This window comes from Pseudomonas sp. MYb118, assembly GCF_040947875.1.
Taxonomy (GTDB): Bacteria; Pseudomonadota; Gammaproteobacteria; order Pseudomonadales; family Pseudomonadaceae; genus Aquipseudomonas.
Map to the genome: position 1 here is coordinate 972,126 of NZ_JBFRXN010000001.1, position 16,895 is coordinate 989,020.

A 16,895-nucleotide genomic window follows, 5' to 3' on the forward strand; every position below is an offset into this window, starting at 1 on the left:
CCAAAAACCAAAACGGCTCATCGAGAACGAAAAAACTTCAAACGTTGGCTGACGCGGGGCGCAAGTTGACCCACAGGCGAGTGAAACGCTGGACATCCAGGTTCAGTGTCTGGGCGACGGCATTGATGATTCGATCACTGTCTGCCAGCGGGTAAGTGCCCCACACTTGCAGGTTGGCCAATGCCGCATCGCAGCCAAGATGTCCGTGACGATAGCGGCCAAGTTCATCGAGGAAAGCCTGCAGCGGTTGGCCGTTGGCGACGATCATGCCTTCGGTCCAGGCCGGCGCGGAGGCTTGCACCGCACGCTGATCGAGCATCCCCAGCGGTCCGAAACGAGCCAGTTGTCCGGCTTGCAGGGCGGTCCGGTTACTGGCTTGAGTCGGGATGACTTCAAGCGAGCCACGATAGACCGCCAACTGGGTTGAGCCATTGTCAAACTGCCGCATCGTGAAACGCGCCGAAGACGCCTGCACCCGAACCTGCGCGGTATTGATCAATGGAGCCGGGTTCAAGGCCGTGTCGATCAAGACCTCGCCGCTGAGTAATCGCAGGTGCCAGCGCTGGTCCGCCATACGAGCCTTTATCGCACTGCGGGTATTGAGTTCGAGCGACAGGCCCGAGGCCAGCGCAACGCGTTTCTGCTCGCCCACACCCGTGGTGTAGTCGGCCGTGATCCGCGACACCATTTCGCTGTCTCGCCCCACCCAGGCGCCGGTGCCTGCCACCAGCAGCAAGGCCAGGCCCTTGATTGCTCGACGCCTGCTCAGCCCTTCATCGGAAGGGAGCAACAGGGCCCGGCGGGCGAGGTTCGGATCACCTCGGGTGCGCAATGAATCGAGCTGCTCGCCCAGGGCCAAGGCTTTTTCCCAGGCCAGCTCATGCAGAGGGTGTTCACTGCGCCATGCCATAAAGGCGGCCTGCGCCGGCGAATCGAAATTGGCCTCCTGCATCTCGAGCCACCACTCCATCGCCTCCTCGCACATTTTCGGCGACAGCGATGATTCGCGGGGAAAGGCGCTTGCGCTGATCGTCATTGCAGCGATTCCGTCACCAACATGCATCGCGCACCCGCCTTGATGATATGGCGTTTGACGGTAGCGATTGAAATACCCAGCCGCTCGGCAATGTCGCCATGGCTGAGCCCATCCAGTTGCGACCACAGGAATGCCTTTTTGACGGCGACATCCAGCTCGCATAGCGCTTCGTCGAGCCGAACCAGCGTCTCGAAAATAATCAGCTGAGTGGCCAGATCCGGCAGCACGCTTTGGTCTTCCGTCTGGAGTGCATCCAGATAGGCTTTTTCCAGGCGTGCGCGGCGATAGTGGTTGGACAGGACGCTGCGCGCCACCTTGGCCAGAAAAGGCCGAGGCTGGCGGACTTCAATCGCCTCGTTACTGACCAGCAAGCGCATGAAGGTGTCCTGCATCAAATCAGCAGCGCGGTGTGAGCAGCTCAATTGCCGATACAGCCAGCTACGTAACCAGCGGTGTTGCTGTTCATAAAGAGCAGTGAGCTGAGCGGTATCGACGGATGCCATGAGCTGCCACAAAGATTTCGCAAATGAGACTTAATATCATATGTGATTGGCCGAGTACCGACAAGAACGCAGAAGGGCGCACTGCATGGCTGGCCTGATGGATGATGGTTGGAGGATCAATATCACGAATTGCTGAGGAGGGCTGCGGTGATACAAAGAGAGGGACTGATTAGCGGGCCGGAATGGCGTCAGCTTGTTCGAGATGCGGGCGCTGTCCTCTCAAATTGAGGCAAAGGCAAACCTGCTGCAGGCCAATAGCTGTCATTCGCGAACGCCATGAATAGGCCGATAGTTAACAGAGCTGGAGGTTTTTGAGCTGCGCGATGTGCGTCGCATGAGCGTCTTCAGTCAAGGTGAAGCCGCAGCGCAGGTAAAAAGTGCTCCCTTCAGCGGTGTCGGTGTAAAGACGCACACTTTCAAAGTGCAAGGCGGCGTGGGCAAGCAAGGCGCTAACGAGTCTCCTGCCAACCTGTTGTCCCCGCGAAGCAGGTGAGACATAAACCCGTCTCAGCCTTCCCGTACGAACATGCGTGAAGGGATCGACAGACAGACCTCCGATACCCACTAGGTGCTGGTCCTGGTACGCAGATATCAGACATTCGCCTGGTGCATCGAAGCGATTGCTGCCTGAATGCCATTCCGAAGTCAGTCGGGTGAGAAACTTGAAACCTTCTGCGACAGCCTCTTTCTCAAGGGTAGAAATTTGTGGCGGGAGGTGCGTGACTTGTTGAATGTCCATTGGGGGCAATTTTCCCTGATTGAAGTCGGCACGGTTCTGAGCTGCCAGGACATCTTGATGCGCGGGCTGTTGGCTCGCCAGGGCGGCTATCGGCCAGAAGCAGCCGGTGGAAACCCGAGCGGGGAAGCAGTAGCTTATGTGGCCGTGGGCAACAGATACGTCCCAACTGAACATCCTTTTTATGCCACGCTTCATTTTGGGTAATTTTGATTAATGGGACCAAAAACTGAAGAGCTGATTTTCATCCTCGATCAGCTAGCAGCTATGCTTGAAAGCGATGGAAATACTCACTGGAGCAATTGGATGCGACGAGCGAGAGCACGATTGGTAGGCAGTGATTTTTCAGGGATTGAATACCTATTGTCAGCTTATGGCGGAATGGGCTCACTAAATGATCTAGTTCTTGGTCAAAGCCATAATAATGGCGTTTTTACTTGGAAGCCGGGTCATGTTGAACTGAACGAAAAATTCATGGAATTGAGCAGCAAAGCCTGGCAGCTAGCGTATGAAATAAAACGCTCTCAAGCATGATGAGGCACCTAAACAACGCACCCGCAGCCCCGTTTATGCGCCCCTTCACTCCAAACCTTAGATGGCAGTAGATGAACCCCACTCTCAATACAGCAGCTAATGGGCATCTGACAATCAACTTCAGCGAGTCGTCAGACTCTAGTTGGCTTTCACTATCTGACGACTTGACCACGCTCCACGGGTTCCAGCGGGTGGGATCACCAGTAATAGGCCTGAGTGAACAAATACATCAAAGTTACCACTGTGCTGAGTTCAACCTCGCAGCTGGCTGGGACATTTGGGGCGGGTATTACTTGCTCTCAGACACAGCGGCAGGCGATGTTTTTCTGGAAAAATTGTTCCACCAGATCCAAGCCTGACCGGCGATTCCAATCATTCGCTCAGTTGGCTGAAAATGTACCTCGGTGTTGGGGAATGACTGAAAAGGTTGATTGCTGCCTCTTTTGAACGGCCGCTTCTGGCCATGAGCGGACATCGCGTCCGGTCCGTTTTCGACCCATAGCTGACGTCAGGCAATGGATGCTCGTGGCCAATAGCTATAATTAAGCAACCGGAGTAATCTTTCGGCCTTCCCGCACAATTGAGGCTAGCAACAGATGACGGAACAGCTTTGCGTGGTGTTCATTCCGGCTCTTTCGGTAGCGTTGCAAAACGCCGAAACGAACAAAGGCTCTCCACTTACAGAGTCTGAGGCGCTCAAAATCCGTGATCAAGCGACATGCGTTGCAGTTCCATTCGACGTCGCCCTAGGTATGGAGAAGGATCGTGGTTTCCGGGACTTGGTTGCTGAGGATTGCTGGAATGAATGGCAGCGACTACGGCTCACAATGAAGAAATGATCCTCCTGACCTGCACTATTCCTCAGTCATAAATGCGATCTTCTCCTGCTCATTTCTAGCGAAATGAGAGGCAGCTTCTGGCCGGTTCCTGCCCTTCGTGACGGGCAGCAATCGGCCACGAGTCGGCCGAAACGTTCCGGCATATCTCGCCGCGCAGCACCCGAGCAGAGTGCCCAGAGTACGCCATCGAGTATCAAGCTCTTGCTGTTCTTGGTGTCAAATAATAACTTCCGCTAAATTTATTGCTCACGAAAGTAAGATTTTGTTCTGGTGGGTTTAATTATAGATAAAAGTATAGTTCATAATGTAGCTACCTATTTTATTCGTGCGGGCACTCACCCATACGAGCTGCATTCCCTGTTGCATATTTTTTTCCAAATCCATTTTGTTCGTGCAAAGCTCAATCCAGCGGTTTGTACTTTTATCTTCGATCCATAGACCTGCCTCGCAACGACCAAATTTCCCCCTGGAAGGTCCGGGGTATCTCAGCTCATATGAAGATTTATAACTAACAATCTCGCCAGGTAAAAGATAGGCCGCGGTGGCATAACCATTTAGAGATAGAATAAACCCTAAGCAGAACCATCCAGCAAAAGAGTTTAGAGCCTGTATTGCTGTCTTGCGCCCAGGCCGCTTGTAGAGTGTTCGAATTGCAGCGGTAAGCCCAGTAATGGAGCTGATCAACAGGTATGTACTCCATTCGGGGATCTCAGGCATCAAAATTGTTCTTGCTGAAATTTTAGAAGCCCAGCCTACATAATAAAGCCATGCGCCAAAAAGCAAAAATACTACCACTGTTAGAACTATTCGTTTTGATTTGCTTTCGGGTGAACTAGGTTCCATAAGCAGCTCTTGGGGGAAGCAGTAATTGTCGGAGGCAAAAATTTAAGTGGTGACGTCAACGGGGGAGGAAGAAACTCATAAGTCAACCCTGCCTCATAAAACACCGTTCCCCACTCTAGAAAACCCGGACGGTATTCGCACCGAAGACGAACGATCTGCCCATCCTCTCAGATATAGATTTCTTCCACCAAAGCGATATCTCCTGGCGCTGCCTCTCGAGAGTTAATCCAATCAGTTAAAACTATTTTTGCTTGGTCAGCGCTGATTAGTTTTATGAGATCGCCTTTAGACAGTGCCATGTCCCTTCGCCTGGATTTTTACTGATAACAAGTACATGAGCCTATCGACTTTTTAAGACAAAGTCCTTTCTTTTAGTCCGAAGGCTTCCATTAGACGATGTCCGCTTCTGGCCGAGAGCCACAAGTCGCGAACGCCGGCTCTCGATCTTGAATGCGCAAGCCTTGAGATTGCGCGATTCGCCCCTCGCGAGCATGAGCGATTGCCTGCGACGTTTCCGAATGTATTGCCGGCTCTGCCTCCCTCCGTCCAATAGCAAATGACATGCCGGGATTGAGCGGTGCATATCTTGACTGATAGCATCTAGCTATCAATCTCAATGCTCATTTCAGGAAGGGAATCCATGTCAAAGAAAGTTCTTGCTGTAGCGCTGGCCGCCATGGGGATGTTGACCGGTATGCAGAATGCGGTGGCTGAAGACAATCTGTTCAAAAAATATGCGTACGACACGCCGATTGCCAAGTACACCGAGGCAGCAGGCTACTACGACTGTTCAGCTGACATAGGGGCTACTGCACGCTGCCTGGACGATGTGGATTTTCTGGATCAGAAGTTCACAGCAGCCCTGGTGTTCAGTGGTGAAAAACTGATGTTGGTTTCGCTGTTTGCACCCTATGACCGTGACCTGTTCGGTCGCGCTGTTGGCGCTCTTGCAAAGACATTTACTCTGGTGTCGCTCGCTGACGGGAAATCCATGCTGGATCTCATTGAGTTGGCGGGTAAAGTAAAAAACAAGGATGAATACACAGCCAAACTCACGAACTATGAGAATGTTGCGTTGGCCTCCAACGATTTGACCTATTCCTTCGTTGAAGGGCTCACCCCGGCCAAGGGGGCCACCAACGTCCATAGTCTGATGAGTTCAGCGCCTGCCAACACCAGGGGTGCCGATTTGATCGTCTCTGGTGAGGGTGACGAGTCCAGCATCATCATCAAGTTTTCTTTCCCGAAACTGGACGAAAACAAGCTTGTTCAGCAAGCCAAGAAGCCAGTCGAGTTGTTCTGACCTCGTGCTTTCATTTGTGTTGAGCCCCGCGACAGCGGGGCTTTTGGTATCAGGCGAGAAAAAACTCTGAAAATGCCTGCCAGATCTTCAAGCGGTTTGCGTCGACAGTTTTCATGCAATATCCCGGAATCTGGATGGCGCCCGGCAAACGAAGGGTAGGGTAGCCCGAAGCATTCAAGCAGGTGTTCGCCGCCAGAATGGTCCAAACGCTGCCTTCCACAAATAGCGGTTTTCACCCAAAAGCAACCGGTGATCAAACCTCTTTTTTAAACGCACTTTCCCCCGTCTGCCCCCCGAAAATGCTCAGCCTAGAGCACTTTCTCACGAAAGTATTAGCGCTATTTAACGCGTGCCCCATCAGCCACCCTCCTTTACGGTGGGTCCACAAGAAACGGTTTTCGGGTCGTAGCAGTTTCTTATCCAGCTTCAACATCACCGATATTGCTGCGCGCCCTTTGCAGTGGTTCTGCCACACAAGGAGTGTCTCGTGGAGGCAACGTTCGGTAGTGCATTCGTCTCGCGTCTGTCCCCACTTTCCCTTTCGATGTGCCTGAGCGTCGGGCTCTGGTTGGGGGCTGCAAGCCCTGAGGTGATGGCCGCGTGCGCCACGGTGGGTTCGACGGTCACCTGCACCGGCAACCCCGGGTTGTTCACCAATGAATTTGCCAGTCCGGCCAACAATCTCACGGTCAACGTCGAGCCTGGCACGCAGATGAATGCTTCCCTCGGCGGCAAGGTGCTGGCGCTGTCCGGGGTGAATATCACGCTGAACAACTCGGGGACCCTCGACCCGGCGATTCTCGGCCTGCTGTCGGTGCTCAGTGGCGGCGCGTTCATCGGTACTGGTGCGCCGAGTGTGGTGAATGTGGTCAATAACGCCAGTGGCATCATGCGCGGCACCGGTGCGCTGTTGGGGCTGAACCTGACCAGCGTCGGTGGCGCGGCGCTGGGGATCAACAATGGCGCGACCGGGGTCACCAACATCACCAACAACGGTGTCATCAGTTCCAGCGGCTTGTCGCTTGCGCTGGTGCCGCTGTCGGATACGCCAGTGGTGGCGGTGTGGGGCGGCTCGCAGGTGAACATGGTCAACACCGGCACCATCCAGGGCCGGGTGGCGTTCGAGCGTTCCAATGCCGGTAATACGTTCTTCAACAGCGGGACGATCCTCGGTGGCGTGTCGATGGGGGTCAACAGCACGAACACCTTCACCGCCGTCACCGGCTCCAGCGTCGGCGTGGGTGATGGCCTGCAGGTCGACGTGGGGCTGGGCGGGCTGCTCAACGTCAACCTGACCTTCGCGCCGACCGGGAAGATCGACGGTGGCGCGGGCGGCAATAACTCGCTGGTATTGCAAAACAGCCTGGGCGTCGGCGGCGGTACATCCGGGACCGGCATCGCTTCGAGCGCCAGCTATATCAATTTCAATAACCTGATTCTCAACAGCGGCACCTGGACCTTGCAGGGGCCTCTGGTCAGTGGCAGCACCACGCTCAACGGCGGGCTGGCGCAGTTCGGCAGCAATGCCACGTTCGGCAGCGGCGTGCTGACCGCGAACGGCGGGACGATTCAGCCGACCCTCCCAGGGTTGAGTCTGGCCAATCTGATCAGCCTGGGCAGCGGTGGCCTGACGCTGACGGGGTCCAATGATCTGAGCCTGACCGGCGTGATTTCGGGCAGTGGCGGGTTGATCAAATCCAATAGCGGCCAGTTGAACCTCACAGGCGCCAACACCTACAGCGGCGGGACTATCCTCAACGGCGGCAATGTGCAGGCGGGCAACAATCAGGCCTTCGGCACGGGAGGCATCACGGTGGGCGGTGCGACCACCTTGCTCGCGCCCGGCACCCTCGCACTGAATAACGCCCTGACCCTCAACAACACCCTGATCACCAATAGCGCAGGTGCGTTGACCCTGGCCGGGGCAATCAGCGGTGCCGGCGGCCTGACCAAGACCGGCAGCGGCAGCCTGACGCTCAGCGGTGCCAACAGCGGCTACAGCGGCCCCACCACCTTGAGCGCCGGCACCTTGCGCGTCGGCAGCAACACGGCACTGGGCAGCGGGGTGCTGAACACCGCCAGTGGCACCAGCCTGGACAGCACGGCCAACGTCAGTCTGGCCAACAACATTGCGCTGACCGGTAACCTCAACGTGCTCGGCAGCAACGCCCTGACCCTGGGTGGCGCGTTGTCCGGTGCGGGCGGCATCACCAAGACCGGCAATGCCAGCCTGACCCTCAGCGGCAACAACAGCCACAGCGGCGCCACCGCGCTCAACGCCGGCACGCTGTTCGTCGGCAGCAACACGGCGCTGGGCAGCGGTGCCTTGAACACCGCCGCCGGCACCACGCTGGATTCCATTGCCGGGGTGTCGCTGGCCAACGCCATTAATATTGCCGGCAACCTGACCCTCGGTGGCACCCAGGCCCTGGCGCTCAATGGCCTGATCAGTGGCACCGGCGACCTGATCAAGAACGGCACTGCGGCCCTGACCCTGGGCGGCAACAACAGCTACAGCGGCAACACCGCGCTCAATGCCGGCACACTGATCGTCGCAGCCAACAACGCCTTGAGCACGGGCACCTTGAATGCCGCCGCCGGGACCACGCTGGACGCCAGCACGGCGGTGACCCTGGGCAACGCCGTGACCCTGGGCGGCAACCTGAACATCGGCGGCTCGGCCAACCTTACCCTGGGCAATGTGGTCAGCGGTGCGGGCGGCTTGACCAAGAACGGCGCTGCCAACCTGGTCCTCAATGGCGCCAATACTTACCTGGCCGGCACCACCCTCAACGCCGGCACCCTGACCTTGGGCAACGCCGCCGCTTTGGGCACGGGCAACCTGACCGTCGGTGGCGCCGCGACCCTCGACACCAGCAGCGCCCTGGCGTTGACCAACAACGTGATCCTCAACAACGCCCTGAGCGTCGGTGCCAGCAATGACCTGACCCTGGGCGGCGTGGTCAGCGGCATCGGCCAGTTGATCAAGAACGGCGCCAGCAACCTGACCCTCAACGGCGCCAACAGCTATCAGGGCGGGACCACCCTGAATGCCGGCACCCTGACCCTGGGCAACAACGCAGCGCTGGGCACCGGTGCCTTGACCGTGGCGGGGGCGGGTACCCTGGCCAACAGCGCCAACCTGGCGCTGGGCAATGCGATCAACCTCAACGCGCTGCTCACCGTCGGCGGTGCCAACCCACTGGCCCTCAATGGCGTGATCGCCGGCAGCGGCGGACTGATCAAGACCGGCGCGTCGAGCCTGACCCTCACCGGCAACAACAGCTACAGCGGCAACACCGCGCTCAACGCGGGGTCGCTGATCGTCGGCTCCAACACCGCTCTGGGGACTGGCGCCTTGAATGCGGCCGCCGGCACCACCCTCGACGCCAGTGCCGCCGTGGCCCTGGCCAATAATCTCAATTTGGCCGGTAACCTCACGCTGGGCGGCAGCAACGCGCTGACCCTCGACGGCGTAGTGGCCGGCAGTGGCGGCCTGAGCAAAAACGGCGCGGCCGACCTGATCCTCAATGGCTTGAATACCTACACGGGCAATACCGCCTTGAACGCCGGCAAGCTGATCGTCGGCAGCAATTCGGCGCTGGGCAGTGGTGCGCTCAACGCCGCCGCCAATACTTCGCTGGATACCAGTTCGGCGATCAGCCTGGGTAACGCACTGAACCTGGCCGGGGCACTGAACGTCGGTGGCAGCAATGACCTGACCCTGACCGGGCCGGTCAACGGCGCCGGCAGCCTGGTGAAGAACGGCGCGGCCAACCTGATCCTCAATGGCACCAACGGCTACCTGGGTGGCACCACGTTGAACGCCGGTACGTTGACCGTCGGCAGCAGCCAGGCACTGGGGTCGGGCGCCCTGGCCGTGGCGGGCGCAGCGACGCTGGACAGCAACTCGCCGCTGGTCAACCTGAACAACAACGTCGGCCTCAACGCCGTGCTGACCGTTGGCGGCACCCAAGACCTGGGCCTGGGCGGCGTGGTCAGCGGCAGCGGTTCGTTGATCAAGAATGGCGCGGCCAACCTGACCCTCAATGGCGCCAACACCTATCAGGGCGGCACCACGCTCAACGCCGGCACCCTGACCCTCGGCAACGGCGGTGCGTTGGGCAGCGGTGCGCTGGCCGTCGAGGGCGCGGCGACCCTGGACAACAATGCAGCGCTGACGGTCGGCAACGACATCACCCTCAACAGCGGGCTGACCGTGGCCGGTAGCAACGACCTGACCCTCGGCGGGGTGATCGGCGGCGCTGGCGGCCTGACCAAAAGCGGCCTTGCGGACCTGACCCTGGCCGGCAGCAACACCTTCACCGGCGCGCTGAACATCGTCGGCGGCACCGTCACCACTGGCAACAGCAATGCATTGGGCAACACCTCCGGGGTCAACATCGCCGCCGGTGCCGGGCTCAATCTCGGCAGCGATGCCAGCCTCGACGCCCTGCGCGGCGGCGGTAGCGTGCAGACAGGCCTCGGTACCACGTTGACCATCGGCGGGGTCGACAGCGACAGCACCTTCGACGGCAATGTCAGTGGTGACGGCAACCTGGTCAAGGTCGGCACCGGCACCCTGTACCTTACCGAAACCAACAGCATCACCGGCAACACCACGGTCAACGGCGGCACTCTCAATCTCGCCGGTTCCCTGGGCAGCAACCAGGTCAACGTCAACAGCGGCGGGACCCTCACCGGGGCCGGTGCGCTGGCAGGGGCGTTGAACGTCAACAACGGCGGGCATCTGGCGCTGGCGTCCGGCAATACCTTGTCCGCCGGGTCGCTGGTGCTGGGAGCGGGCAGCAATGTCGATGTGCGTCTCGGTACGCCGTCGGCCACGTCGCTGATGAACGTCGGCGGCAACCTGACCCTCGACGGCAATCTCAACGTCACCGATGCCGGCGGTTTTGGCGTCGGGGTTTATCGCCTGTTCAACTACACCGGCACCCTGACCAATCTGGGGCTGGATGTCGCTAGCGCGCCGGCCGGCTTTGCCCTCGGCGATCTGGTGGTACAGACCGGCATCGCCAATCAGATCAACCTCGAAGTCTCGGGGGCCGACTCCAACATCCGCTACTGGGATGGCAGCCAGACCATCCCGAATGGCTCGGTGGATGGCGGCAGCGGCACCTGGACCTCGGCGAGCAGTAACTGGACCGATGCCAACGGCGCGATCAACCGCGCCTGGGCCGGCGACTTCGCGGTGTTCCAGGGCACGGCGGGCACGGTGACGGTGGACGGTACGCAACTGTTCACCGGCCTGCAGTTCATGACCGACGGCTACAACCTGGCAGGCGGCACGGCGGGACAATTGACGGCGGTCAACGGCAGCGGCGGCACCACCGCCGTGCGGGTCGATCCCGGCGTGACCGCGACGATCGGTGTCAACATTGATGGCGCGGGCACCCTGAACAAACTCGACAGCGGCACCCTGGTGCTCAATGGTGCCAATACCTACACCGGTGGCACGCAACTCGAAGGCGGCAAGCTGGTGGTGGGCAACGACAGCGCGCTGGGCTCGGGCCGGCTGACCACCAGCGTCGGCACGCAACTGGACAGCAACACGGCGGTGACCCTGGCCAATGACGTGACCCTTAACGGCAATCTGACCGTGGTCGGCAGCAACGCGCTGACCCTGGGTGGCGTGATCGGCGGCACCGGCGGGCTGATCAAGAACGGCACGGCCAACCTGACTCTGGGCGGCAACAATACCTTCCTCGGTCCGGTGGCACTCAATGCCGGCGGGTTGATCCTGGCCTCGAATGCAGCATTGGGCTCGGCCACGTTGAATGCGGCCAATGGCACCACGCTGGATGCCAGCACGGCGCTGACAGTCGCCAACGGCATCAACCTGGCGGGCAACCTCGGCATCCTCGGCAGCAACGACCTGGCGCTCGCCGGTACCCTCAGCGGCGTCGGCAGCCTGAGCAAGAACGGCGCGGCCAACCTGACCCTGGGCGGCAATAACAATTACCTGGGCGGTACCACCTTGAACGCCGGCACCCTGACCGTTGCCAGCAATACCGCCCTGGGTCTGGGCGACCTCACTGTCGCCGGCGCCTCGGCCCTGGACAGCACGGGCGGGCAAACCCTGGCCAACAACGTGTTGCTCAATGCCAACCTGACCCAGGTCGGCAGCAGCGACCTGACCCTCGGCGGTGTGGTCAGCGGCAGCGGAGCGCTGGTGAAAAACGGCGCATCCAACCTGACCCTCAACGGCGCCAACAGCTATCAGGGCGGAACGACCCTGAATGCCGGCACCCTGACCCTCGGTTCGGCCGCCGCGCTGGGCACCGGCGCATTGACCGTGGCCGGTGCCGCGACCCTCGATAACAACGCACCGCTGGTGCTGGCCAACGACGTCAACGTCAACGCCAACCTGAACGTGGCCGGTAACAGCAACCTGACCCTGGACGGCGTGATCGACGGGGCGGGTACGCTGACCAAGAATGGCCTGGCCGACCTGACGCTGGCCGGCAACAACAGCTTCAGCGGCACCTTCGATGTGCAGGGCGGCAGCCTGACCACCACCAGCAACGCGGCACTGGGCAACGGCGCCAGCGTCAATCTGGGCAGTGGCACGGCGCTCAATCTCGGCGCCTCGGGCAGCCTCGCCAGCCTGACCGGCAGCGGCAACGCCAATGTCGGTGCTGGCAGCACGTTGAGCCTGGGGGGCACCAACCTGAGCAGCACGTTCGACGGCAGCCTCAGTGGCAGCGGCGGCCTGACCAAACTCGGTAGCGGGACGCTGACCCTGACCGGTCTCAATACCTTGAACGGCGACACCAACGTCAACGCCGGTTCGCTGCTGGTCAACGGTTCGCTGGACAGCGCCAATGTCTCGGTCAACAACGGCGGCACCCTGGGCGGCAATGGCACGCTGGGCGGCGCGGTCACCGTGGCCGATGGCGGGCATCTGGCGCTGGCCACCGGCAATGCGTTGTCAGTCGGTTCGCTGGTGCTCGACAGTGGCTCGAACCTGGACGTCGGCCTCGGTGCACCGGTGCTGGGCGGTGGCGCTGCGCTGGTGAACGTCGACGGCAACCTGACCCTTGACGGCACCCTCAACGTCAGCGACCTCGGCGGCTTTGGCACCGGCGTCTACCGGATCATCGACTACAGCGGTGGCCTGACCGACAACGGCCTGCTGATCGGCGCTGTGCCGGGCAGCGTGACCCCGGGCGACCTGCAACTGCAAACCAACATCGGCAACCAGATCAACCTGCTGGTCACCGCACCGGGGGTCACCGTGCAGTTCTGGGACGGTGCGCAACAGATCGGCGATGGCTCGATCGCGGGCGGCAGCGGCACCTGGGGCGCTGGCAACAGCAACTGGACCAACGTCGATGGCACGCTCAATCAGGGGTGGGTCAACAACTTCGCGGTGTTCCAGGGCACGGCGGGAACCGTGACGGTCGATGGCGCGCAAAACATCACCGGCCTGCAATTCGTCACCGATGGCTACAGCCTGCAGAACGGCAACGCCGGTTCTCTCAACCTGGTCGATGGTGCCTTGGGCAACGCCTCCGTGCGGGTCGATCCGAACGTCACCGCGACCATTGATGTGGCGCTCAACGGCGTTGGCACCCTGGGCAAATACGACACCGGCACCCTGGTGCTCAACGCCGCCAATGGCTACACCGGCGGCACGGCGCTCAACGGTGGCACCCTGGTGGTGGGCAACAATGCCGCGCTGGGCACCGGCGTGCTGACTGCCGCCGACGGCACCGCGCTGGACAGCAACACCAGTGTCAGCCTGGCCAATGACGTGGTCCTCAACGGCGGGCTCACCGTCGCCGGCTCCAGCGACATGACCCTGAACGGCGTGGTCAGCGGAGCGGGTAGCCTGATCAAGAGCGGCGCTTCCAGCCTGACCCTGAATGGCAACAATACGTACAGCGGCGGTACCCAGCTCTACGACGGCACGCTGATCCTGGGCAACAACAGCGCGCTCAATAGCAGCGCCCTGAGTGTGCTGGGCGATGCGACCCTCGACAGCAGCACCACCCTGCAACTGGCCAATGCCATCGGCCTGGATGCGCAACTGACCCTGGCCGGCACTCAGGACACCACGCTGCTCGGCGCAATCACCGGCAGCGGCAGCCTGGTGAAAGACGGCAACGGTGAGCTGCTGCTCAGCGGTGCCAACACCTACAGCGGCGGCACCACACTCAACGGTGGTGTCACCCGTGGCGATACCAGCAGCCTGCAAGGGGCCATCGTCAACAACGCGGCGCTGGTCTTCGAGCAGAACAGCGACGGCACCTACAGCGGCAACCTGACTGGTGCCGGCAGCTTGAGCAAGACCGGTACGGGCGAACTGCTGCTGACCGGGGCCAACGGCCTGACCGGCAACACCGATGTGCAGGCTGGCGTGCTGCGGGTCGATGGCAGCCTGAACAGTGCCAACGTAACGGTGGCCAGTGGCGCGAGCCTGGGTGGCAGCGGCCAGGTGGGTGGGGCGGTGCAAATGGCCAATGGCTCGACGCTGCTCGGCGGCGGTGGCGCGACGCCGTTGTCGGTCGGTTCGCTGGCGTTGGCCGCGGGCACCGACCTGGACTTCAGCCTCGGCTCGGCGGCCAGTTCCACCACTGTGGTCGATGTCGCGGGTGACCTGACCCTGGACGGTACGCTGAACGTCAGCGATGCCGGTGGTTTCGGCACCGGGGTCTATCAACTGTTCCGCTACGGCGGCACGCTCACCGACAATGGCCTGGCCTACGGCAGCCTGCCCGTGCCCATCGGTAACCTGACCCTGCAAACGGCGCTGGCCAATCAGGTCAACCTGTTGGTGCAAAGCGCACCGGGCGAGGTGCAGTTCTGGAACGGCGGCAAGACCAATCCGGACGGCACCATCGAGGGCGGCAGCGGCGAATGGGGACCCGACACCAACTGGACCGACCCAACCGGTACCGTGGCCCAGGGCTCCAGCGGCCGGTTCGCGATCTTTGGCGGATTGGGCGGCGGCACGGTCACGGTGGTGGGCAACCAGAACTTCACCGGCCTGCAATTTCTCGACAGTGGCTACAGCCTGGTGCCAGGTGCTGGCGGTAGCCTGACCCCGGTCAACGCTGCGGATGGCAGCCTGGCGGCGGTGCGGGTCAACGCCGATGTGAGTACGGAAATCGCCGCCCCGCTGGTGGGCAGCGGCGGTATCGAAAAACTCGACAGCGGTACGCTGGTCTTGAGCGGCGCTAACACCTACAGCGGTGGTACCACGGTCAGTGGCGGTACGCTGATCGGTAACAGCAGCAGCCTGCAAGGCAACATCCTCGACAATGCGCTGCTGGTGTTCCAGCAGAATATCGACGGTCAGTTCAATGGCCTGCTCAGCGGCGCCGGCACCCTGGCCAAGCGCGGCAACGGCACCCTGTTGTTGACCGGTAACCAGCCGTTCGGCGGCACGGTGGCGGTGGAGCAGGGCGTGTTGCAGGTCGGCAGTCCTGACGCTTCGGCGACGCTGGCGGCGCCTGTGACCGTGGCCAATGGCGCGGGTCTCAGCGGTAACGGCAGTGTCGGCTCGGTGGTCAACCACGGTGTGGTCGCGTCCGGCGCCCAGGCCGGAAACCTTGGCGTAACCGGCAATCTGACCAACGCCAGCGATGGTGTGCTGGCACTGACGGTCAGCTCGCCCGGCGCCACGCCGTTGGTGATTGGCGGCAGTGCCACGCTCGGCGGCGGCCTGCAAGTCAACAGCCTGGCGCCGTTCACCGACAATGCCGTGTACTCGCTGATCACGGCGGGCGGCGGTATCAACGGCACCTTTGCCACCACCGATCTGCCGGATTACGCGTTCTACGACGCGTCCTTGCTGTACGACGCCAATCAGGTGACCCTGGCCGTCAGCCGTAACGACAACACCTTCGAGGATGTCGCCGTCACCGGCAACCAGCGCCGCGTGGCCTCGGCCCTGTTGCGCAATGGTCCCGCCGGGGACACCCTGCGCAATGAAATCCTCAACCTCGACACCGCCAGTGCCCGCGCGGCCTACGACAGTCTGTCCGGGGAAATCCACGCCAGTACCGCGAGCACGATCCTCGAGGACTCGCGCTACATTCGCGACGCGGTCAACGACCGTATGCGCCAGCCGTCGTGCTCTCGCGCAGACGACCCGCGCCGCGCGCTGGCACCCAGTGACAACCAGCTGAGCAGCAGCGGTTGTCACGGCGAGATGGTCGGCTGGGCCCGTGCACTTGGAGCCTGGGGCGAGTCCGACGGCGACAGCAACAGCGCCAGCCTGGACCGCAACCTCAGCGGTTTCATGCTCGGCACCGACAAGCAGCTCGATGATCAATGGCGCGTCGGCATGGCCGCCGGTTACACCCGTAGCGACATCGACGCCAGCGACCGCCGCTCCGATGCCACGGTGGAGAGCTACCACCTGGCCGCGTATCTCAGCTCACAGTTCGACGCCCTGGCCGTGCGCCTCGGTGCGGCCTATAGCTGGCATGACATCGAGAGCAAGCGCGACGTCAGCGTCGGCGCCTATAACGACCGCCTGAAAGCCCACTACGATGCCCGCAGCGCTCAGGTCTTCGGTGAAGTCGGTTATGCCATCGAAGCCGGTGGTATCGCCCTGGAACCGTTCGCCGGTCTCTCCTATGTCAACTACGACAGCGACACCGCCAAGGAAAAAGGCGGGGTAGGGCGACTGAAGGCCGATGCCGACCAGGACATCACGTTCTCCACCGTGGGCCTGCGTGCGGGCAAGGTGATCAAGCTCGACAGCGGCGGCGAGTTCACGCCGCGTGCTTCGATAGGCTGGCGCCATGCCTTCGGCGACACCAAACCTGATGCCGACCTGACCTTCATTGACGGCGGCGCCTCGTTCAGCACCCAGGGGGTACCGATTGCCAAGGATGCCGCGGTGGTTGAAGCGGGGGTGGATTTCCGGATCAGCGAAAGCGGGAAGTTGGGGATTGGTTATTCGGGGCAGTTGTCGAGCGAGAGCAAGGACCATGCGATGACGGTGAGTTTCAGTATGGGGTTCTGATTGAGGGGTGAGTTGTTCTTGCGGGCCCCATCGCGAGCAGGCTCGCTCCCACAGTGGATTTGTTGTGTGATTGATATCTTTGAATCAACACAAACCATTGTG

9 protein-coding genes are annotated in these 16,895 nt (G+C 61.0%); 4 read left to right on the top strand and 5 right to left on the bottom strand.

The window, feature by feature from the left end; all coding sequences use genetic code 11:
• Positions 1 to 37 precede the first annotated feature (37 nt).
• The 3 genes from ABVN20_RS04610 to ABVN20_RS04620 form a co-directional block, all read right to left on the bottom strand.
• Positions 38 to 1,036, bottom strand: coding sequence for a FecR domain-containing protein (locus tag ABVN20_RS04610; RefSeq protein WP_368554313.1), 999 nt, complete (start codon positions 1,034 to 1,036; stop codon positions 38 to 40).
• Positions 1,033 to 1,539 (bottom strand): sigma-70 family RNA polymerase sigma factor, encoded by a 507-nt coding sequence (locus ABVN20_RS04615; protein WP_368554314.1) that lies wholly within the window; start codon positions 1,537 to 1,539, stop codon positions 1,033 to 1,035. Before ABVN20_RS04615 ends, ABVN20_RS04610 begins: the two co-directional genes overlap by 4 nt.
• Before the next feature lie 292 nt (positions 1,540 to 1,831).
• On the bottom strand, positions 1,832 to 2,287 hold the full coding sequence (locus ABVN20_RS04620; RefSeq protein WP_368554564.1) for a GNAT family N-acetyltransferase: 456 nt from the start codon (positions 2,285 to 2,287) through the stop codon (positions 1,832 to 1,834).
• A 204-nt stretch (positions 2,288 to 2,491) separates the two neighbouring features.
• On the opposite strand from ABVN20_RS04620, the gene ABVN20_RS04625 reads away from it, so the two are divergent.
• Complete coding sequence (locus ABVN20_RS04625; protein ID WP_368554315.1) at positions 2,492 to 2,809, top strand: hypothetical protein; 318 nt, start codon at positions 2,492 to 2,494, stop codon at positions 2,807 to 2,809.
• 596 nt (positions 2,810 to 3,405) lie between these two features.
• Entirely contained in the window at positions 3,406 to 3,648 is a 243-nt protein-coding gene (locus tag ABVN20_RS04630; RefSeq protein ID WP_224533167.1) for a hypothetical protein, read from the top strand.
• Between the two features lie 276 nt (positions 3,649 to 3,924).
• Here ABVN20_RS04630 and ABVN20_RS04635 read toward each other — a convergent pair whose 3' ends face one another.
• Positions 3,925 to 4,491 carry a hypothetical protein gene (locus ABVN20_RS04635; protein ID WP_368554316.1) on the bottom strand — a complete coding sequence of 189 codons (567 nt, stop codon included), beginning with the start codon at positions 4,489 to 4,491 and terminating at the stop codon, positions 3,925 to 3,927.
• Positions 4,492 to 4,658: 167 nt separating this feature from the next.
• Positions 4,659 to 4,790, bottom strand: a complete 132-nt coding sequence (locus ABVN20_RS04640; protein WP_368554317.1) for a hypothetical protein — start codon at positions 4,788 to 4,790, stop codon at positions 4,659 to 4,661.
• A 341-nt stretch (positions 4,791 to 5,131) separates the two neighbouring features.
• Here ABVN20_RS04640 and ABVN20_RS04645 point away from each other — a divergent pair, with 341 nt between their 5' ends.
• Together ABVN20_RS04645 and ABVN20_RS04650 are read left to right on the top strand one after the other, a co-directional pair.
• Entirely contained in the window at positions 5,132 to 5,794 is a 663-nt protein-coding gene (locus ABVN20_RS04645) for a hypothetical protein (RefSeq protein WP_368554318.1), read from the top strand.
• A gap of 487 nt (positions 5,795 to 6,281) precedes the next feature.
• Complete coding sequence (locus ABVN20_RS04650) at positions 6,282 to 16,793, top strand: autotransporter-associated beta strand repeat-containing protein (RefSeq protein ID WP_368554319.1); 10,512 nt, start codon at positions 6,282 to 6,284, stop codon at positions 16,791 to 16,793.
• Positions 16,794 to 16,895 lie beyond the last annotated feature (102 nt).